Raw genomic sequence first — 18,603 nt, 5'->3', positions numbered from 1 at the left:
CGGGCCGCATCTGCGATGTTTCGCTTTGCGCCATCAAACGGTTCCAAATCGACGCCTGAGGCTCTAAACAGACGTGCCGGGCGTTTTCCGGCTCAGACAGAACCGCGCCGGATGCAAGATGACCGATTGCCTGCCACTTTCCGTTTTCATCATCGCCAGGGACGAAGCCGACCGGATTTCCCGGGCGATTGAAAGCGTGACGGGATGGGCCGACGAGGTCATCGTCATCGACAGCGGCTCCACGGACAACACGGTTGCGGTGGCCGAGAGCCTCGGAGCCCGGGTCATTCACAACGACTGGCCGGGATACGGACCGCAGAAACGCTTCGGTGAGGACCAGTGCCGCAACGACTGGCTGCTCAATCTGGACGCGGATGAAGAGGTGACGCCGGAACTGAGAGCCGAAATCCAGGCGAAATTCGCCGATGGCAGCTACAGGGATGCTGACGGCTGGCGCGTCATGATCCGGGATCTCTACGCCCACGAAAGCGCCCCTGCCCCCTGGGCCTACGGCTATCACCAGATCCGCCTCTACGACCGGCGCAAGGGACGCTTCTCCACCTCGAGCGTGCACGATACGGTGCGTCCGGAGGAAGGCGCGACGATCGCCAGCCTCAAGGGCATCATGGCGCACCGCTCGATCCGCTCGCTTGACTTCCAGGTTGCCAAATACAACCGCTATTCCGGCATGCAGGTGGAGGACATGCGCGCCCGGGGCCGCAAACTGCCCCGCTGGCGCCTGCTGAGCGAATTTCCGGTGAGTTTCCTCAAGGCCTATTTCGTACGCAGATACCTGAAATACGGCTGGTGGGGCTTCATTCTTTCCGTGAACTATGCCCATGCCCGGTTTCTGAGAGTGGCCAAGGCCTACGAGGCCGAGCTTCTGGAAAAACGCGCCGGACGGTAAGGCCGGCGCGTGGTGCGGCCGGCGTTACGCCGTATCCGCCAAGACGTCCTCGGACGCCCTGTGGCGCTCCACGCGGATCGGTTCGCGCACACCGGTCGTCTGGTGAAAATGTTCCAGACGCCGGATGGTGGTCGGGGTCAGCAGATGCCCGCGTGACAGGACGAGTTCCCGGTTGCCTTCCGTCAGGGCGTCGTCGATGAGAATGTCGCCCGGCCGGAGCGAACGGATGTGGCACTGGGTGACGAATTTCTTCTTCTCGTCCGGCACATCGTCCATGAGCACCCTGGCCGCCAGTTCCAGAAGCTTGGGGTCGTATTTGCGTCTGTTGATCGCCATGGCGTCGAAGGCGGCGGCATCTGGACCGCTTTCCGGACTCGCATACCACAGATCGGTCAGCAGCTTGAGGATGCGGGCGACAAGCGGGATGTCCTTGCCCTTCGGTCCGTCCTTGGGGAAACCGGAGCCGTCATAGCCGCGGGCGGACAGAAACAGATAGTCGGAGACTTTCTCCAGCTGCGGGATATTCGCCAGGAGTTCCCGGGTCTGGACGGGTGCCTTGTCCAGAATGTCCCGTTCCTGTTCCGTGAGGCTGCGGGCGGCGCGGTAGCGGGTCAGAATCTGTTTCGGCAGCAGCGCCTCGCCGAGTGGTGACAGCATTACCGCCATTTCCAGTTCCCAGGTCTTCTTCATGCCCAGGCCCCTGGCCAGTTTCAGCGCCTGTTTGCGCACGGTGGCAGTGCGCCGGAAAGCCTCCGGATGGAACAGGGCCATCATGTCGATCAGCAGTTTGATCGATCCGGCAAGCGTGCGCTCCAGAAGCGCCCGGTCCTTGGCCATATGCTGGTGATGGCCAAGCGCCGTTTCCACGGCGGTTATGAGCTCCGCCTGCTTGCAGGGTTTTTGCAGGAACAGGAAGACATGGCCTTCGTTCAGCGCCTTCTTGATCGCCTCGGCCGAGGTCTCGCGTGTGAGCATCACCCTTGCCGCCTGGGGAACCAGGGTCTCGCACGCCCTCAGGAACTCGGTCCCGCCGCGGCCGGGCAGATTATAGCAGGAGAAGATGACAGCAACGCCGGTGTTCTGCTTGAGGAACAGCAACGCCTCCTCGGTTTCCGCGAAACACACGACCTTCAGGTGTTCGCCAAACAGGCGTTTGAACCCTGCCTGAACACCCGGATCCGGATCCGCGACGACGATCAGGTCCGTGGTCTTTTCCATACCCGGCCTCCTCCTTCTGGCGAAGCAAAACAGGTGGCGCACATCACCCGACTTCAGCCTTTCCAAATATACTCTCACATATCCACTATTAAATCCTTTCAAAAATACTAATATCCTAAGTTTTTCGCATTAAGTATTGGAACCAAAAGCGCTTTGACTTACTGAAAATTACCAATGATTTTTTTGAACTCGACTCCCTCAGCCAACCTGCAATCCCCCTGGACAGATCCCTGTTCACCCCGCCATGTATGATTTATAAGGCGCCATGCTTGATGTCCTGATTATCGGTGCCGGCCCGAGCGGGTTGTTCGCGGCGGACCGTCTGGCCGCCGAAGGCCTTGCCGTCACGATTGTTGACCGCATGCCTTCTCCGGCCCGCAAATTCCTGATGGCCGGTCGCGGCGGTCTCAACCTCACCCACAGCGAGGGTCTTGCGGCCTTTGTCGGCCGTTACCGGCAGGCGGAGGCCTTTCTGTCGCCGCTGATCGGCGATTTTCCGCCCGAGGCGCTGGCGGACTGGTGCCACGGCCTGGGCGAGGAAACCTTTACCGGCAGCAGCGGCCGGGTGTTCCCGGCCTCGATGAAGGCCTCACCGCTTCTGCGGGCCTGGCTGCGCCGGCTGGAAAAGAACGGCGTGAAGCTGCTGACGCGGCACAGGTTCACCGGCTTTGCCGATGACGGCACCGCCCTCATCCAGCATGAAAACGGGACGCCGGAGAGCTTCCCTGCCCGGGCAACCCTGCTGGCGCTCGGCGGAGCGAGCTGGCCGAGGCTCGGCTCGGATGCCGCCTGGGTTTCCGCCCTTGAAGAGCGGGGGATCGGCATATCCCGGTTCCGGCCCGCCAATTGCGGCTTCCGGGTTGCCTGGAGCGCGGTGATGAAGGACCGTTTTGCGGGAACACCGCTGAAACGCATCGGACTGCGGCACGGTGAAAAATCCGTCATCGGCGAAGCGCTGATATCCGAAAGCGGGCTGGAAGGCGGCGCGGTCTATGCCCTTTCGGCGGAACTCCGCGACACGATCGAGGCCGACGGCTCGGCACTGCTGCATGTCGACCTGCGCCCGGCAAAGACCGCAGCGGCCCTTGCCCGCAGACTTGCGCGCCCAAGGGGCAAGCAATCGGTGTCCACCTACCTGAAAAAGACGGTGAAACTCAATCCGGCGGAACAGGCGCTCTTGCGGGAAGCCGGACCGATACCGCAGGATCCCGACGCGCTTGCCGCCAGGATAAAGGCGGTTCCGGTCACATGCGCAGCGCCCTACGGGATCGAGCGGGCGATTTCGTCAGCCGGCGGTATCCGTCTCGACGAAGTCGACGAGGGATTGATGCTCGTCAAGCTTCCCGGCGTCTTTGCCGCCGGCGAAATGCTCGACTGGGAAGCGCCGACCGGCGGCTATCTGCTGCAGGCCTGTTTTGCCACCGGGCATCGGGCCGCACAGGGCCTTTCGGCTTACCTGAAAAACGGCAATGGAGACCACACGCAATGACGGTCCTGTATGTGGATGCGGATGCCTGCCCGGTGAAGGACGAAGCGGTCCGGGTCGGAGAGCGGCACGGGACACCGATCAAATTCGTGTCCAACAGCTGGATGCGCCTGCCCGAGGGAGACCTGATCGAGCGGGTGGTGGTTCCGGAAGGACCGGACGAGGCCGACAACTGGATCGCGGAGCACGCCGGAAAGGGCGATGTGGTGATCACCGCCGACGTTCCGCTTGCCGCGCGTTGCGTCAAGGCCGGTGCCCTGGTGATTTCGCACACGGGCAAACCCTTCCGCGAGGACGCCATCGGCATGCGGCTCGCCATGCGCGACCTGAACACCCATCTGCGCGAAACCGGCGAAATCCGCGAGAGCGGCCCGGCTTTCGGCAAGGCGGACAGATCGCGTTTTCTCAATCAGCTCGAAACGATCATGCGGGCCGCCAAGCGGATTGCCGAAGAGACCTGATCCGGCGTCCATCCGGATGACGTGAAAGACCGGCTCCCTGCGTGCCGCACACCCAAAAAACTCCCTGCAAGGCGGGGAGGAATGCGCCTTGCAGGGAGTGGCCGGGGCCCCTTTCGGGGGCCGATTGTACCCGGCGCGCGGCCGAACCGGCTTGACCTGCCCTTAGCGGCAGAACTTGTGCTGACCGGAATAGGCCAGAAAGTAGCCGGTATTGGGATTGAATGAGCGATACTTGCTGCTGCAATAGTCGTACCAGGCCGGGGACCAGGGCGCCGGACGATAGACGACGACGGGCGCCGGTGCCGGACGGTAGACCGGGCGCGGATAGCGGGCCGGCGGCGGTGCGTGGTAACGCGGCTGTGCCAGCGCGGATCCGATGATGGCGCCCGCGGCGAGGCCGCCGGCGATGCCGACCCCGACCTGCCAGCCCTTGGCGGCTTCCGCTGGCGTGCTCTGGGTGGTCAGGGTGGCTCCGGCAACAAGCGCCAGGGCGGTGGTGGTGATTGCGATTTTCCTGAACATGACGGTGTCCCTTCCTGTTGTGAGGCCTTGATCTCCGCCTCAGTTCATGAAGGCACACTAGCCCCTCCCCGCGGGGCGCTCTGTGACTGGGGTCACAAGCTGTCACTTTGCGTCTTTTCGCGGTTTTCCTCCCGCAAAACCAGGGAAACCGGCGATGCAGACCGAAAGCCTCCGAACCTTAACAGCTTGTATTCAAAGCGCTTTGCCCGCCGGCCGTTCCCCGGCTCGACTGCGCTTGCATCTTTCTCTTGCCGGACGACGCAAGCGGACATAGAGTATCGGGCATCGGCGCGAGTTGCGCTGTACGGGACATGACGTAGACCCGGTGAGACTGAACTTCGGCGGCTGCTCCATTAAGCGCCGCTCTGAATTAACAAGCTTTCCGTTTCTTATTGACTGCTCGTTTTATCCGCGCCTTGCCGGACACGAGCGGGGCGCTTTCAACTGACGGAAAGGTTTCTCCATGCGCGAGAACGGCACCATTAAATTCTTCAACCACGACCGCGGCTTCGGCTTCATCACACCGGAAGACGGTGGCAAGGACGTTTTCGTCCACGTGACCGCTTTTGAGCAGGCCGGGATCGGAACACCCGTTGAAGGCGCCAAGGTTTCTTTCGTCGCGGAAGACGACCGTCGCGGCCGCGGCAAGCAGGCAGCACAGCTCGAACTGATCTGAGTTTCGAAGGTCTTCACCGCGGCGGACGATCAGACCCGCCGCGCGTGCACCTGACGACAACGGGACCGATCGGTCCCGTTTTTTTTGCCTGGAGTGTGAACTCATAAATGAAGGGGTGTGTTCCGGCGGATTCGGGCAACCGCCGTGGCAGCATTCATGTTGCAAATGCCTTCCGGTGTTGTTCCGAATTCCATTCAGCGCGGCAGGCTAAAGCATGCAGTCCAGCAGCTCGTTCTCGCCGATGACCCCGACAATCGCCCCGTTCTTGCGAACGACCACCGGCTCCGGGCTGGATTTCTTCAGTCGGGCGACATCGCGGATCGGGGTGCCCGCGTCACAGGTCAGACCGCTTGCCAGCGAGCCCGGCAGGCTCCCCGGCGGCACCATGATGTCACGGGCCCTGAGGACATTCAGCGGGTTCATGTGCCCCACGAAATCGGCCACATAGTCGTTGGCCGGTTTCTTGACGATTTCCTGCGGCGTTCCGAGCTGGATCACCCGGCCGCCTTCCATGATGGCGATGCGCGAGCCGATCTTGGCCGCTTCATCCAGATCGTGGCTGACGAAGATGATCGTCCGGTTGAGTTCCTTCTGAAGATCGAGAAGCTCGTCCTGCAGCTTGTCCCGGATCAGCGGATCGAGCGCGGAAAACGGCTCGTCCATAAGCAGGATCGGTGCGTCCGTGGCAAAGGCGCGCGCAAGGCCGACCCGCTGCTGCATGCCGCCGGACAGCTCATGCACATATTTGTCGCCCCAGTCCGTCAGGCCGACCAGCTTCAGCTGCTCGCTGACCTTGGCAGCGCGCTGCTTCACCGGCATGCCGGCGAGTTCGAGACCGAAGCCGACATTCTCGCTGACCGTGCGCCAGGGCAGCAGACCGAATTGCTGGAACACCATGGCGATGTGGCGCCGGCGCAGGTCTCGCAAGGCATTGGGTGAACAGCTTGCCGGGTTCACATAGTCCGTGCCGTCGAAGACATGGACTTCACCGCGGATAACCGGATTGAGGCCGTTGACCGCGCGCAGCAGCGTCGACTTGCCGGAGCCGGACAGGCCCATCAGCACGATGACCTCCCCTTCGCGGATATCGAATGTCGCACCGGCCACCCCGAGAATCTGACCGGTCTCGGCCTGGATCTCCTGGCGGGTCCTGCCGGCATCGATCATCGGCAGCGCCGAGGCGGGATTATCCCCGAAGACGATATCGACATCATTGAAGGTGACAACGGAAGTTCCCTCGGATGTGCTCATCACTTGCCCCCCTCTTTCGCGCGGAAAAACCGGTCGAGCACAATGGCGATCAGGACGATGCAGACACCGACCTCGAACCCTTGCGCGATGTTCACCGTGTTGAGCGCGCGCAGTGTCGGCACGCCCAGTCCGTCCGCACCGACAAGTGCCGCAATCACCACCATGGAGAGCGACAGCATGATGGTCTGGGTCAGACCCGCCATGATCTGCGGCAGGGCATAGGGGAGTTCGATTTTCCACAGGAGCTGCGAGCGGGTCGCGCCGAAGGCCTCGCCCGCCTCGAGCAGCGCCGTCGGTGTCGAGGCGACGCCGAGCTGGGTCAGGCGGATGGGCGCGGGAATGGCGAAGATAACCGTGGCGATCAGTCCCGGCACCATGCCGAGGCCGAAGAGGATCAGCGCCGGGATGAGATAGACGAACGTCGGGATGGTCTGCATCAGGTCCAGAACCGGGCGCAGGGCGGCATAAAAGCGCGGGTTATGGGCGCCGAGCACCCCGACGGGCACGCCGACCGCCATGCAGACGACGGAGGCGGCAACGACCAGCGCCAGGGTTTCCGTGGTTTCTTCCCAGTAGCCCTGGTTGATGATCAGCAGGAGCGAGATCGCCACGAAGACGGCAAAGGCAAGTGTCCGATGCACCGCATAGCCAAGCACAACGGCGATGGCGACGATGACCAGCGGGTGCGGCGTCTGAAGCAGCCACAGGATGCCGTCGATCAGTGTCTCCAGAAACAGTGAAATGCCGTCGAACACCCAATAGGCGTTGTCCGTAAGCCAATCGACCAGAGACCGCGCCCAGGGTCCGATCGGCAACTTGTAATCCGTCAGCCAGTTCAACCCGCCGCCCCCCTTGTCTTTTTCGTTGAGGATTGCGGGACGCGGCCAGAGATATCATGCATGGAATCCACGTTCGCCTGAACGCGGGATGCAGGCGGCCGACGCCCCGTCAAAATTCCCGTTTCGAAGCATCCGTATTCAGCGGAACCCGGTCAAGATGCTTTCCCGGAGAAATTCGATCCGTTCTTCGGCCTCCAGCCGGATCCGGCTGGAGGCCGTCTGCCGTTCTAGAGGCCGAGCGCGCCCTTCACGGCTGCGAAACTGTCGCCGCCATCGAAGGTCTTGACGCCGACGAGCCAGTTTTCGAAGGTCGCCGGGTGTTCTTTCAGCCATGCGGCCGCAGCCTTGTTCGGGTCTTCGCTGTCGTTCAGGATCGCGCTCATGATCTCGTTTTCCATGGGCAGCGAGAACTCCAGGTTCTCCAGCAGTTTGCCGACGTTCGGGCATTCCTTGACGTAGCCGGCACGCACGTTGGTGTAGACCGTCGCTCCGCCGTAATTCGGGCCGAAGATGTCATCTCCCCCTTCAAGATAGGCCATCTCGAAGGAGGCGTTCATCGGATGCGGTTCCCAGCCGAGGAAGACAATGTCCTTGTTGCGTTTTTCGGCACGCGCGACCTGGGAGAGCATGCCCTGCTCGGAGGATTCGACCACCTCGAAGCCCTCAAGGCCGAAAAGGTTCTGGTCGATCATGCCGATGATCAGGCGGTTGCCGTCATTGCCCGGCTCGATGCCGTAGATCTTGCCGTCCAGGTCGTCCTTGAACTTGGCAATGTCCTCAAAGCTCTTCAGGCCCTTGTCGTAGGTGTATTTCGGAACGGCGAGCGTGTATTTCGCGCCTTCCAGATTGGCTCGGACCGTTTCGACGGAGCCGTCTTCGCGATAGGCCTTGATGTCACCTTCCATGGTCGGCATCCAGTTGCCGAGGAAGATATCGATGTCCTTGTTCTTCATGGAAGCATAGGTCACCGGAACGGAGAGGATCTTGACCTCCGGCTCATAGCCGAGCGCTTCAAGAACGACGGATGTCGCTGCCGTGGTGGCGGTGATATCGGTCCAGCCGACATCCGAGAAACGGACGGTCTTGCAGCTGTCAGGGTCGTTGGCGAAGGCTGTTCCGGAAAGCACCAGCCCGAGAGCAAGTCCTCCAGCGAGTTTCGCTGCCATTTTCATTGAAATACCTCCTTTGGAAAATCGATCTTGTCTATATGTCGCAGTTCCGGGGCCGGCGCACGTGGAATCCGCGCTACCCGTCCTCGACCGGTAGCCTGTGTGAGGGCAATCCAAACATCCACCGGAAAAATTTGCAAGTTTTCATTGATTGACTGATCAATTAAAAATAAGACACCGATACATCCGGAGATCGCTATGCCCAAGGTCGGAATTGAAGCAAAACGGCGGCGCAGCCTTATTGACGCGACAGTCGATGCCATTCACGAGCGTGGTTACAGCGATGTGACCATGGCCCAGATCGCCAAACGCGCCGGGGTGTCCGGCGGTCTCGTGCATCATTATTTCGGCTCCAAGGACCAGTTGCTGGCCGCAACCATGCGCCATCTCCTGACCGAACTCGGCCGGGCCATCCGCGACAGCCTCGCCAGGGCCGGAACGCCGCGCGAGCGGATTTCGGCGATCATCGAGGGCAATTTCTCCGTCGACCAGTTCCAGCCCGCCGTCATCGCCGCCTGGCTGGCCTTTTACGTCCAGTCCCGCACCACGGAAAGCAACAGCCGGCTGCTGAGGGTCTACGCCGCCCGGCTTGCCTCCAACCTGACGGTCAATCTGCGTGCCTTCATGTCGCAGCAGGAGGCCCGCCGCGTCGCCGAAGGCACGGCGTCCATGATTGACGGGGTCTGGATCCGCCAGGCCCTCAGCGATGCCCAGACCGACCGGGAAGCCGCCATCGCCCTGGTCGAGGACTATGTCGAAACCCAGATTGCCGCACACAGCCGCAGCGACGCGGACCTTTGAGCCGACCGGAGCCCACATGACCCTAGAGTTCGACTTCATCATCGTCGGCGCCGGATCCGCCGGCTGCGCCATGGCTTCCCGGCTTTCGGAAGACCCTCGCAACAGGGTGCTGGTTCTGGAATTCGGCGGAACGGATGCCGGACCGCTGATCCAGATGCCGGCAGCCCTGTCCTATCCGATGAACATGCCGCTGTATGACTGGGGCTTCGAAACCGACCCGGAACCGCATCTCGGCGGACGGCGTCTGGCGACGCCACGCGGCAAGGTCATCGGCGGCTCGTCCTCGATCAACGGAATGGTCTATGTGCGCGGCCATGCCTGCGATTTCGACACCTGGGAGGAGATGGGTGCGAGCGGCTGGGCCTACCGGCACGTGCTGCCCTACTACAAGCGCCTGGAATCCAGTCACGGCGGCCAGAGCGGCTGGCGCGGCACGGACGGCCCGCTGCACGTGACGCGCGGCACCAAGTGGAACCCGCTGTTCCATGCCTTCAGGGATGCAGGGGAACAGGCCGGCTACGGCGTGACCGCCGATTACAACGGCGAACGTCAGGAAGGCTTCGGCGACATGGAAATGACGGTCTACAAGGGCCGCCGCTGGTCCGCCGCCAATGCCTATCTGAAGCCCGCGCTCAAACGGGACAATCTGGAGCTGATCAAGGGCGCCCTGGTGCACAAGGTTCTGATCGAGGACGGTCGCGCGGTGGGGGTGACGTTCGAAACCGGCGGAGCCATCCGCGAGGCCAGGGCCGCCCGCGAGGTGATCCTGGCGGCCTCTTCCATCAACTCCCCGAAGATCCTCATGCAGTCCGGCATCGGTCCGGCGGACCACCTGCAGGAGATGGGGATCGACATCGTCGCCGACCGGCCCGGTGTCGGCGCCAATCTTCAGGATCATCTGGAGCTATACCTGCAGCAGGCCTGCACCCAGCCGATCACGCTCTACAAGCACTGGAACCTGGTCTCCAAGGCGCTGATCGGGGCACAGTGGCTGCTCTTCAAACAGGGCCTCGGAGCATCGAACCAGTTCGAAAGCTGCGCCTTCATCCGCTCCCGGGCCGGCGTCAGATACCCGGACATCCAGTATCATTTCCTTCCCTTCGCCGTGCGTTACGACGGCAAGGCCGCCTCGGAAGGCCACGGCTTCCAGGCCCATGTGGGTCCGATGCGGTCAAAGTCGCGCGGGCGGATCCGGCTGACGTCCGGCGACCCGCACGACAAGCCCTCCATCCTGTTCAACTACATGGAACACGAAGAGGACTGGGAGGATTTCCGCCGCTGCATCCGCCTGACGCGGGAAATTTTCGGCCAGGAGGCCTTCGCTCCCTATCGCGGCACGGAAATCCAGCCGGGAGACCATGTGCAGAGCGACGAAGCACTGAACGACTTCATCCGCGAACATGTCGAAAGCGCCTATCATCCCTGCGGCACCTGCAAGATGGGCGCACCGGAGGATCCGACGGCCGTTGTTGACCCGCAGTGCAGGGTGATCGGCGTCGAGGGCCTGCGCGTTGCCGACAGTTCGATCTTTCCGCAAATCACCAATGGCAATCTGAACGCACCGTCGATTATGGTGGGGGAAAAGGCCTCCGATCATATCCTCGGCAAGGACCCGCTGCCCGCGTCCAATCAGGAACCCTGGATCCATCCGGACTGGGAAACCAGCCAGCGTTAAACCGTTCACCGGGTCACCCGGTTCAGACAGACAAGCAGGAGCCTCCCATGCGCGCCCAACCGCAAGCTTCCCACTATATTGGCGGCACCTACCTGGAAAGCCAGGACGGCACGCCGTTCGACTCGCTCTACCCGGCCACCGGGGAGGTGATCGCCCGGATCCAGACCGCCGATGACGGGGTGATAGAGGCGGCCATCCGCAGCGCGAAGGACGGCCAGAAGATCTGGGCGGCGACGCCACCGGCCGAGCGCGGGCGCGTCCTGCGCCGGGCGGCCGAAATCCTGCGCGAGAAGAACCATGAGCTGTCGGTTCTGGAAACGCTCGACACCGGCAAGCCCCTGCAGGAAACGCTGATCGCCGACGCCACCTCCGGCGCCGATTGCCTGGAATACTACGGCGGCCTCGCGGCGACGCTGACGGGCGAACATATCGATCTCGGCGATTCCTTCGCCTTTACCCGGCGCGAGCCGCTCGGCATCTGCTTCGGCATCGGCGCCTGGAACTATCCGATCCAGATCGCCTGCTGGAAGGCAGCGCCCGCGCTGGTCTGCGGCAATGCGATGATCTTCAAACCCTCCGAAGTCACGCCGCTGAGCGCGCTGAAACTGGCCGAAGCCCTGAGCGAGGCCGGCCTGCCGGAGGGGGTCTTCAACGTCATTCAGGGGTTTGGCGATGTGGGGGCCCGGATGGTCGCGCATCCCGATATCGCCAAGATTTCCCTGACCGGCTCCGTGCCGACCGGGGCGAAGGTGGCGGCCCTTGCGGGGGAACACCTGAAGAAGACGACGCTGGAGCTGGGCGGCAAGTCGCCACTGATCATCTTCGAGGACGCGGATATCGAGAACGCTGTGTCGGCGGCGATCAACGCCAATTTCTATTCCACCGGCCAGATCTGCTCCAACGGCACAAGGGTCTTCGTCCATGCGGACATCAAGGACCGGTTCGTTGCCCGCCTTGCGGAACGCACACAGGGGGCCGTGCTCGGCGACCCGCTGGACGAGGCCACGAATATCGGCCCGCTGGTTTCCAGGCAGCAGCTGGAGAAGGTTCTGCATTACATGCAGGTGGGCCAGGAGGAAGGCGCGCGGCTCGTCTGCGGCGGTGGCGCGGCGACCGTGGCGAGCTTCCCGGACGGGTATTTCGTGCAGCCGACGGTTTTCGCGGATGTCAGGGACGACATGCGCATCGCCCGGGAGGAAATCTTCGGTCCGGTGCTGAGCGTCTTGGACTTCACCGGCGAGGACGAGGTGATCGCCCGGGCCAACGACACGGAATTCGGGCTGGCGGCCGGCGTCTTCACCAGGGACATCCAGCGCGCGCACCGGGTGATCGGCCAGCTTCAGGCAGGCACCTGCTGGATCAACACCTACAATCTGACCCCGATCGAAATGCCCTTCGGCGGCTACAAGAAATCCGGCATCGGCCGCGAAAACGGCCATGCCGCCATCGCCTACTACAGCCAGCTGAAAAGCGTCTATGTGGAGATGGGCGACGTGGAAGCCGCGTTTTAAGGCGTCAACCGCTCGTGGTGCGCGCCGTATGCCGTCCGGACCTGATCCGGGCCGGCCTCGTCCGCGACCAGCCCTGGCGCCGGGGCAGCGACAGGGCCGGCCGTGATCACTTGGTCAGAATCAGCTTGCCCTGTTTGGTGATCGACAGACGATAGGTTTCCTCATTGTGATGAATGTGAATCTGTCGGCCTCCGGCGAACAATTCGCGCGAATCGAAATCCGTCTTGTCGCGTCCGGCTGGCGTGCCGGCAAGGACACTCCGGGCGACCCCGGAGGTGCTGAGGGAAAGGCGGCGCTTCTGGCTGTTGGCGGTCGGTGTCATGCGCGCAATCGCTCCTTGGCTTTCAATCGTCTCACCGGTCCGGCCCGATCTGCGGGGCACTTTCGATGAGCTGTCGGCAGAAAAATTTAAAGGTGAGTTGAAAGCTCAACTTTATACTTGACACTCATACTCAAGTTTTCCTATCAAGGCAATGCCTGATCGAAACGGAACCGGAAATCGCGTCCTTTGGTTCCGGATGAGACAGGGCCTCTGAGCAATCAGGGGCAGCAAATGCCAGGCAAGCCAACCGCCCTCTCCTCTCCCTCAGCGGCCAGCCAGCCAGGCGTTCCCTATCTTCCCCCAGCCAGACACCAGACACAAAAAAAAGCGCCAACCGGATGGTGGCGCCTTGAAATGTCGTCAGGAATTTTCGTGGAAAATCCTAGGCGTTTGCGGCCAGTGGTGGTTTGGGCGCATCGATCTTGAGCAGATCACGCATGCCGAACCTGTCCTCGGACAGATCGGCGATCGACTTGGTGTCGAGCACTTCCATGAAGGCTTCGAGAGCTTCGTGAAGCAAACCGTTGAAGCCGCAGGAAACGATCAGCGGGCAGTCCTTGCGGCCGGAGTCGAAACACTCCGCCAGCAGGAAGCTTTCTTCCGCGGCACGCACCACTTCACCAACGGTGATCTGTTCTGCCGGCCGGGCGAGCATGACCCCACCGTTGCGACCACGAATGGTCCTGATCAGATTGGCATCGACCAGAACCTTCATGATCTTGAACAGATGTGTCTCGGACATGTCGAAGCTGGACGCGATATCCGCGACCTTGCTGGGCTTGTCCGGGTTCACCGCGCAATACATGAGTGCGCGTACGGCATAGTTTGTCTGTTGTGTCAAACGCATGCATTAGATATGAGGTGCCCGGCTCGAAAGGTCAATGCTAAAAATTGAATGTAAGAGACCACTTTAAAAAACGCTGCCGATTTAGCCCCTCCCGGAAGACAGAAACGACCTCGTTTCACCGCCGCGAGCCGTTCCGTACCGCCCCTATTGCCCCCCGGCGGGCGTTTCCATGTCCTGCGGCAGATTGTCCTTCAGAAAGATGTCGATGCCGATGCGTTCCTGACCACCGATGATCGGGACCCCGTCGCACAGAGCCCTGAGCACGCGGATGGCGCTGCGAATCTCATGTCCCGGATCCTGGGCAATCACCGCATCCAGCACACCGGCCCGCAGGGCATCGCGCGTATAGGGGGTCAGTTCGTGGCCGACGAAGACGATCTCCTGCGACCGGCCCGTATCCTGGAGAGCCGAAATCGCGCCCCGGTTGCCCGCGCCGATGTTGTAGAGGCCTGCCAGATCCGGATGATCCTTCACGAATCCGCGCACCAGATCGGCGTTGCGGGCGTTGTCGTCACGGCCTTCGCGGACCTTGAGCAGTTGCAGATGGGGGAAGTCCGCCTCGATCACTTCCCTGCAGCCGGCGAACCGTTCGGCATGGTCTCGCAGTCCGAGAGAGCCGGCAATCAGCGCGATCTTCACCGGCTCCTTCGGCAGGAACCGCCCCAGCAGCCGGCCCGCCGTGCGCCCGGCCGCCATGTTGTCGATGCCGACGAAATGCTGGCGGGTGGAGGAAGGATGATCGGACACCAGCGTCACCACCGGTACGCCACGATCCTGCAGGCGGTCGATAGCAGCACGCACCTCGGGAAAGGCAGGGGCAACCACGGCCACCCCGTCGCAGACCGCCCGCTCGATCAGCGCCAGCGTTCCGGCCACCCGGTGGCCGTCGAATGCGTCGATCGGTTCCACATGAACATGCATGCGTTCGCCGCTCATGGTCTGCGCATGGGACAGCGCCTCGCGGGTCAAGTCCTCCATGAAGGCATTCGGACCGTTGGGCAGAAGGAAATGGAACCGGTAGAGGCGTTTCTTGGCCAGGCCCGCGGCGAAGACATCCGGCTTGTAGTTCAGCGCCTCGGCTGCCTGCTTGACCTTTTGTATCGTGTTCTTGCGCACGCCCGGACGCCCGTTCAGCACCCGGTCGACCGTCGCAAGGCTCACCCCGGCCGCCTCGGCCACGTCATGGATTGTCACTCGCCGCATTCAGTCCCCCGGTTTTGCCGGAGTATACTCACGAATGAGGTGCGATCATCAAAAAATGCTGCGGCGCCATATCACCGCACCTGCATAGCATCAGACAACCTGCCCGGCCGCATGGCCGGATGACCAGGCCCACTGGAAATTGAAGCCGCCGAGATGCCCGGTAACATCGACACTCTCACCGATGAAATAGAGCCCGGGGACCTGTGAGCTCTCCATGGTCTTCGAGGACAGTTCCTTCGTGTCGACACCGCCGAGCGTGACTTCCGCCGTGCGGTAGCCTTCCGTGCCGACGGGTGTCAATTGCCAGTTGTTCACCTGCTCTGCCGCCCGGCGCAGCACCTTGTCGGACTGATCCGCCAGACGGCCCTTGAGCTGAAAGGCGTTTGCAAGTTCGTCCACGAGCCGGTTCGGCAACAGGGTTCCCAGAGCGGTCTTCAGATCCTGCTTCGGGTTCTGCTGGCGGGCGGCGCGCAGTGTTGCGAAGACATCCGTCTGCGGCAACAGATTCACCGAGACCGGCTGACCTTCCTCCCAATAGGAGGAAATCTGCAGGATCGACGGGCCGGACAGGCCGCGATGGGTAAAGAGCAACCCTTCGCGAAACCGCGTTTTCCGGAAAGAGACAACCGCATCGACGGAAACGCCAGCCAGCCGGCTGCAAAGATCCCTGTTGGCATCCGAGAAGGTCAGAGGCACGAGGGCGGCACGCGGCGGGATCACGTTCAGGCCGAACTGCCGGGCAAGGTCGTAGCCGAAACCGGTGGCACCCATCTTCGGAATCGACGGACCGCCGGTCGCCACCACCAGCGAGGCAGCCCGGAGCGCGCCTTTGGATGTCGACACGGAAAACCGCTCGTCCGGTTTTTCGACGGCCTTGATGTCCGTTTCCAGCTGAAGGGCACCGCCGGCCGCTTCCAGCTCGCTCAGCAGCATGCGGATGATGTCCCGGGCGCTGTCGTCGCAAAAGAGCTGACCGAGGGTCTTTTCGTGCCAGGCGATGCGATGCTTTTCCACCAGCGCCAGAAAGTCGTGCTGGGTGTACCGCTTCAGCGCCGACACGCAGAAGCGCGGGTTCTGCGACAGGAAATTCGCCGGCGAACAGTTCAGATTGGTGAAATTGCAGCGCCCGCCGCCGGAGATGCGGATCTTCTCCGCCGGCCTGGCGGCGTGGTCGATGACCAGCACCTTCCGACCGCGCTTCGCCGCCTCTATGGCACACATCAACCCGGCCGCGCCGCCGCCGAGAACAAGAACATCCAGATCACGCATGACGGGGCTTATACACGGGTTGGGAGCCTCGGGTAAGGGACGTGATGTCCTGACCGTTTCGCCTTTGCGCGACGACAATAGCCAGCGCGTGCCCAAAGAAAAACCGGCGGCTCTTTGGAGCCGCCGGTTTCACAAGCAGATTCTTCCTCAGAAGGCCCTTACTTCATTTCCGTGATGACTTCGTAGCCGTCAGAGCCCACCTCCCACAGGGCGTAGGTGCCCGGGACGTCGCCGTTTTCGTCGAAGTTGTGGTCGCCAGCGGCGCCCTTGTAGTCGATGGCCGTGCCGGCTGCGATCAGTTCCTTGGCCTTCTTCCACTCACCCGGACGGATGGTTTCGCCGTCGCCGTTGGAGACTTCCACCATGGCGGCCGCGACGCCGTCCTTCTTGCCGCCGGCCTTTTCAAGAGCCAGCGCCATCAGGAAAGCGGCGTCATAGGATGTGGTCGCGAAGATCGCATCCGGATCGCCGCCGACGCCCTTGAAGGCTTCATTGAACATGTCGAGCGACTCGGACTTCTCGCCCACCGGGGAGGAAGCCACGAAGGTGACCAGGTTCTCGGCGCCGAGTTCGTTGATGACCGCGTCGGACTTCATGCCGTCGCCGCCGACGAATTTGTCGAAGAAGCCGTTTTCCAGAGCCTGGCGCAGGATGGTGAGACCCGTGCCGTCGCCATAGTCGAAGATGACCAGGGTATCGGCGCCGCCCTTGGCGAGTTCGGCCAGGTTCGAGCGATAGGACGCCTTGCCTTCCTCATGCGCGGCGAACTGGGTGATTTCACCGCCCAGCTCGTCGACATATTCAGCCTTGAAAGCATTTGCGAGGCCGGTGCCGTAGTCATTGTTGAGATAGGCGACGGCGACCTTGCCGTAGCCCTGTTCCTTCAGCGTCCGGGCCAGGGCGCGGCCCTGATAGTCGTCGGAAGGCACGGTGCGGAACACGGTGCCCTTGTCGTCCAGAGTGGTGATTTCCGGCGAGGTGCCGGACGGCGTGATCATGACGATGCCGGCCGGGATGGTCACGGAGCCTGCAGCGGCCAGAACGGCGCCGGAGCAATGCGGGCCGACCATTCCCGCAACACCTTCGATGTTCACGGCCTTGGTGGCGGCGTCGGTACCGTTCTGCGGATTGCAGGCGCTGTCGCCGACAACACCGACGAGCTTCTCGTTGTCACCGATACCGCCCTGTTCATTCACCTGCTGAACGGCGAGCTGGGCCGCGTCGATCATGGCCGGCGCCATGGCGGCGATCGGACCGGAAATGCCGCCCAGAAGACCGATCTTGACATCGGCCTGTGCGGGAACGGACGCCAGGGCGGTTGCGGTCATCAGACCGGCTGCAAGCGCAAGAAACTTGGTTTTCATAGGAATACCTCCTCAATTATCCGGTCTTTGCCGGCTCTTCGGATTTCCGCGTCCCTCATTGATAGATCAATTTCGGGACCTGTGGAACGGGCCTAATCCGGGTCCGTACCCGATTTCGTCGTCCGCCGGCTTCCTCGCAGATCGCCTCTCAGGGGCTCCGGAAGCAAGCCTTCCGGCCTGAACCGCAGAACAAGCTGCAGCATGAGGCCGATCAGGAACAGGCGGATGTATTTTGCCTGGATCGCATATTCATGCGGAAGGCGATCCGTTGCAATCTCTGAAACGGACCAGATGATCCAGACGACCGCCGCGCCGAGTATCGCGCCGCGGTTGTTGCCGGATCCGCCCAGGATCAGCATGATCCAGACCAGGAAGGTCGCCACCATCGGGTCGATGGCCTCCGGCGTGATGGAGCGGTTGAAGTGGGCAAAGAGCGCGCCGCCCAGGCCCATGAGCGCCGAGCCGAAGATGAAGGCTTCCAGGCGACGGAACTCGACATCCTTGCCTATCGCCTTGGCCGCATCCTCATTGTCGCGAATGGCGCGCATCATCCGGCCCCAGGGCGCGTTGAACTGGCGCTCCACCAGGACATAGGCGGCGATCAGGACCGCCAGAACGATGACGAGATAGGCGATCTGCGATTCCGTGTAGCCGATGTCTCCCGCCGGACGCGGAATGGCGTTGATGCCGCGGGCGCCGTTGGTCAGCACCTCTTCGGACTTGATCACCAGACGGATGATCTCCGCAACGCCGATGGAGGCGATCGCCAGATAGTCGGAGCGGAAGCGCAGACAGATCTTGCCGATCGGCCAGGCGACCAGAGCCGCGGCCAGCATCGCGCCGATCCAGCCGAACACGAACGGCAGATCGAATCCGCCGAGCCGGCCGTCATCGACCGGTGTGGTCAGGATCGCGGAGGTATAGGCGCCGACCGCGAAGAACCCGGCGATGCCCGCATTGAAGAGACCCGCGAAACCCCACTGGATATTCAGACCGAGGGCGAGCAGCGCGTAGATGGCGATGAAGATCGCCGTGAAGAGGGCGTAGTTTACAAGACCCAGGAATTCCATGTCCGCGCCCCC

18 protein-coding genes are annotated in these 18,603 nt (G+C 62.4%); 7 read left to right on the top strand and 11 right to left on the bottom strand.

The window, feature by feature from the left end:
* Positions 1-118 precede the first annotated feature (118 nt).
* Positions 119-907, top strand: a complete 789-nt coding sequence (locus DCO57_RS22665) for a glycosyltransferase family 2 protein (RefSeq protein WP_116701202.1) — start codon at positions 119-121, stop codon at positions 905-907.
* Positions 908-931: 24 nt separating this feature from the next.
* On the opposite strand, the gene DCO57_RS22660 is transcribed toward DCO57_RS22665, so the two are convergent.
* Positions 932-2,125: an HD domain-containing phosphohydrolase gene (locus DCO57_RS22660; RefSeq protein ID WP_116701179.1), complete on the bottom strand. Its 1,194-nt coding sequence runs from the start codon at positions 2,123-2,125 to the stop codon at positions 932-934.
* Positions 2,126-2,390: 265 nt separating this feature from the next.
* Here DCO57_RS22660 and DCO57_RS22655 point away from each other — a divergent pair, with 265 nt between their 5' ends.
* Positions 2,391-3,614, top strand: a complete 1,224-nt coding sequence (locus DCO57_RS22655; RefSeq protein WP_116701178.1) for a TIGR03862 family flavoprotein — start codon at positions 2,391-2,393, stop codon at positions 3,612-3,614.
* Complete coding sequence (locus DCO57_RS22650; protein WP_116701177.1) at positions 3,611-4,072, top strand: YaiI/YqxD family protein; 462 nt, start codon at positions 3,611-3,613, stop codon at positions 4,070-4,072. The genes DCO57_RS22655 and DCO57_RS22650 overlap by 4 nt, the downstream gene beginning before the upstream one ends.
* A gap of 162 nt (positions 4,073-4,234) precedes the next feature.
* Here the strand turns inward: DCO57_RS22650 and DCO57_RS22645 are convergent, their stop codons facing one another.
* Complete coding sequence (locus tag DCO57_RS22645) at positions 4,235-4,594, bottom strand: BA14K family protein (protein ID WP_116701176.1); 360 nt, start codon at positions 4,592-4,594, stop codon at positions 4,235-4,237.
* Positions 4,595-5,057: 463 nt separating this feature from the next.
* Here DCO57_RS22645 and DCO57_RS22640 point away from each other — a divergent pair, with 463 nt between their 5' ends.
* The gene (locus DCO57_RS22640) at positions 5,058-5,270 is read left to right on the top strand and encodes a cold-shock protein (protein WP_116701175.1); all 213 of its coding nucleotides are present in this window, start codon (positions 5,058-5,060) and stop codon (positions 5,268-5,270) included.
* A 207-nt stretch (positions 5,271-5,477) separates the two neighbouring features.
* Here DCO57_RS22640 and choV read toward each other — a convergent pair whose 3' ends face one another.
* The 3 genes from choV to DCO57_RS22625 form a co-directional block, all read right to left on the bottom strand.
* Positions 5,478-6,521: a choline ABC transporter ATP-binding protein gene (gene choV, locus DCO57_RS22635; RefSeq protein WP_116701174.1), complete on the bottom strand. Its 1,044-nt coding sequence runs from the start codon at positions 6,519-6,521 to the stop codon at positions 5,478-5,480.
* Positions 6,521-7,360, bottom strand: a complete 840-nt coding sequence (gene choW / locus DCO57_RS22630; protein ID WP_116701173.1) for a choline ABC transporter permease subunit — start codon at positions 7,358-7,360, stop codon at positions 6,521-6,523. The genes choV and choW overlap by 1 nt, the downstream gene beginning before the upstream one ends.
* 227 nt (positions 7,361-7,587) lie before the next feature.
* Positions 7,588-8,532 carry a choline ABC transporter substrate-binding protein gene (locus DCO57_RS22625; RefSeq protein WP_116701172.1) on the bottom strand — a complete coding sequence of 315 codons (945 nt, stop codon included), beginning with the start codon at positions 8,530-8,532 and terminating at the stop codon, positions 7,588-7,590.
* Positions 8,533-8,727: 195 nt separating this feature from the next.
* Here DCO57_RS22625 and betI point away from each other — a divergent pair, with 195 nt between their 5' ends.
* The 3 genes from betI to betB are packed head-to-tail and all read left to right on the top strand — an operon-like array spanning position 8,728 to position 12,516.
* Positions 8,728-9,330, top strand: coding sequence for a transcriptional regulator BetI (gene betI, locus DCO57_RS22620; RefSeq protein ID WP_116701171.1), 603 nt, complete (start codon positions 8,728-8,730; stop codon positions 9,328-9,330).
* Between the two features lie 16 nt (positions 9,331-9,346).
* The gene (gene betA / locus DCO57_RS22615) at positions 9,347-11,005 is read left to right on the top strand and encodes a choline dehydrogenase (RefSeq protein WP_116701170.1); all 1,659 of its coding nucleotides are present in this window, start codon (positions 9,347-9,349) and stop codon (positions 11,003-11,005) included.
* A gap of 47 nt (positions 11,006-11,052) precedes the next feature.
* Complete coding sequence (gene betB, locus DCO57_RS22610; protein ID WP_116701169.1) at positions 11,053-12,516, top strand: betaine-aldehyde dehydrogenase; 1,464 nt, start codon at positions 11,053-11,055, stop codon at positions 12,514-12,516.
* A gap of 106 nt (positions 12,517-12,622) precedes the next feature.
* Here betB and DCO57_RS22605 read toward each other — a convergent pair whose 3' ends face one another.
* The 6 genes from DCO57_RS22605 to DCO57_RS22580 all read right to left on the bottom strand — a co-directional run bounded on the left by DCO57_RS22605 (position 12,623) and on the right by DCO57_RS22580 (position 18,591).
* Entirely contained in the window at positions 12,623-12,838 is a 216-nt protein-coding gene (locus DCO57_RS22605; RefSeq protein WP_116701168.1) for a hemin uptake protein HemP, read from the bottom strand.
* 382 nt (positions 12,839-13,220) lie between these two features.
* Positions 13,221-13,685, bottom strand: coding sequence for an Rrf2 family transcriptional regulator (locus DCO57_RS22600; RefSeq protein ID WP_116701167.1), 465 nt, complete (start codon positions 13,683-13,685; stop codon positions 13,221-13,223).
* A gap of 144 nt (positions 13,686-13,829) precedes the next feature.
* Positions 13,830-14,888: a LacI family DNA-binding transcriptional regulator gene (locus tag DCO57_RS22595; RefSeq protein WP_116701166.1), complete on the bottom strand. Its 1,059-nt coding sequence runs from the start codon at positions 14,886-14,888 to the stop codon at positions 13,830-13,832.
* Positions 14,889-14,978: 90 nt separating this feature from the next.
* Positions 14,979-16,157 carry an NAD(P)/FAD-dependent oxidoreductase gene (locus DCO57_RS22590; protein WP_116701165.1) on the bottom strand — a complete coding sequence of 393 codons (1,179 nt, stop codon included), beginning with the start codon at positions 16,155-16,157 and terminating at the stop codon, positions 14,979-14,981.
* Positions 16,158-16,315: 158 nt separating this feature from the next.
* Entirely contained in the window at positions 16,316-17,521 is a 1,206-nt protein-coding gene (locus DCO57_RS22585; protein WP_116701164.1) for an ABC transporter substrate-binding protein, read from the bottom strand.
* Positions 17,522-17,613: 92 nt separating this feature from the next.
* Positions 17,614-18,591 carry a branched-chain amino acid ABC transporter permease gene (locus DCO57_RS22580; protein WP_116701163.1) on the bottom strand — a complete coding sequence of 326 codons (978 nt, stop codon included), beginning with the start codon at positions 18,589-18,591 and terminating at the stop codon, positions 17,614-17,616.
* Between the last annotated feature and the right edge of the window lie 12 nt (positions 18,592-18,603).

This window comes from Labrenzia sp. 011 (genome assembly GCF_003075075.1).
Classification (GTDB): Bacteria; Pseudomonadota; Alphaproteobacteria; order Rhizobiales; family Stappiaceae; genus Roseibium.
Note: the sequence above shows the minus strand (reverse complement) of the source record. Positions and strands in the feature narration are given on the sequence as shown.

What these genes read in the sequence shown, in the direction of transcription:
- DCO57_RS22665 (WP_116701202.1), top strand. Translation starts at nt 119, where the DNA reads ATGACCGATTGCCTGCCACTTTCCGTTTTCATCATCGCCAGGGACGAA.
- DCO57_RS22625 (WP_116701172.1), bottom strand. Translation starts at nt 8,532, where the DNA reads ATGAAAATGGCAGCGAAACTCGCTGGAGGACTTGCTCTCGGGCTGGTG.
- DCO57_RS22595 (WP_116701166.1), bottom strand. Translation starts at nt 14,888, where the DNA reads ATGCGGCGAGTGACAATCCATGACGTGGCCGAGGCGGCCGGGGTGAGC.
- DCO57_RS22660 (WP_116701179.1), bottom strand. Translation starts at nt 2,125, where the DNA reads ATGGAAAAGACCACGGACCTGATCGTCGTCGCGGATCCGGATCCGGGT.
- DCO57_RS22640 (WP_116701175.1), top strand. Translation starts at nt 5,058, where the DNA reads ATGCGCGAGAACGGCACCATTAAATTCTTCAACCACGACCGCGGCTTC.
- betA (WP_116701170.1), top strand. Translation starts at nt 9,347, where the DNA reads ATGACCCTAGAGTTCGACTTCATCATCGTCGGCGCCGGATCCGCCGGC.
- DCO57_RS22585 (WP_116701164.1), bottom strand. Translation starts at nt 17,521, where the DNA reads ATGAAAACCAAGTTTCTTGCGCTTGCAGCCGGTCTGATGACCGCAACC.
- DCO57_RS22650 (WP_116701177.1), top strand. Translation starts at nt 3,611, where the DNA reads ATGACGGTCCTGTATGTGGATGCGGATGCCTGCCCGGTGAAGGACGAA.
- betI (WP_116701171.1), top strand. Translation starts at nt 8,728, where the DNA reads ATGCCCAAGGTCGGAATTGAAGCAAAACGGCGGCGCAGCCTTATTGAC.
- DCO57_RS22645 (WP_116701176.1), bottom strand. Translation starts at nt 4,594, where the DNA reads ATGTTCAGGAAAATCGCAATCACCACCACCGCCCTGGCGCTTGTTGCC.
- betB (WP_116701169.1), top strand. Translation starts at nt 11,053, where the DNA reads ATGCGCGCCCAACCGCAAGCTTCCCACTATATTGGCGGCACCTACCTG.
- DCO57_RS22580 (WP_116701163.1), bottom strand. Translation starts at nt 18,591, where the DNA reads ATGGAATTCCTGGGTCTTGTAAACTACGCCCTCTTCACGGCGATCTTC.
- DCO57_RS22600 (WP_116701167.1), bottom strand. Translation starts at nt 13,685, where the DNA reads ATGCGTTTGACACAACAGACAAACTATGCCGTACGCGCACTCATGTAT.
- DCO57_RS22655 (WP_116701178.1), top strand. Translation starts at nt 2,391, where the DNA reads ATGCTTGATGTCCTGATTATCGGTGCCGGCCCGAGCGGGTTGTTCGCG.
- choV (WP_116701174.1), bottom strand. Translation starts at nt 6,521, where the DNA reads ATGAGCACATCCGAGGGAACTTCCGTTGTCACCTTCAATGATGTCGAT.
- DCO57_RS22590 (WP_116701165.1), bottom strand. Translation starts at nt 16,157, where the DNA reads ATGCGTGATCTGGATGTTCTTGTTCTCGGCGGCGGCGCGGCCGGGTTG.
- DCO57_RS22605 (WP_116701168.1), bottom strand. Translation starts at nt 12,838, where the DNA reads ATGACACCGACCGCCAACAGCCAGAAGCGCCGCCTTTCCCTCAGCACC.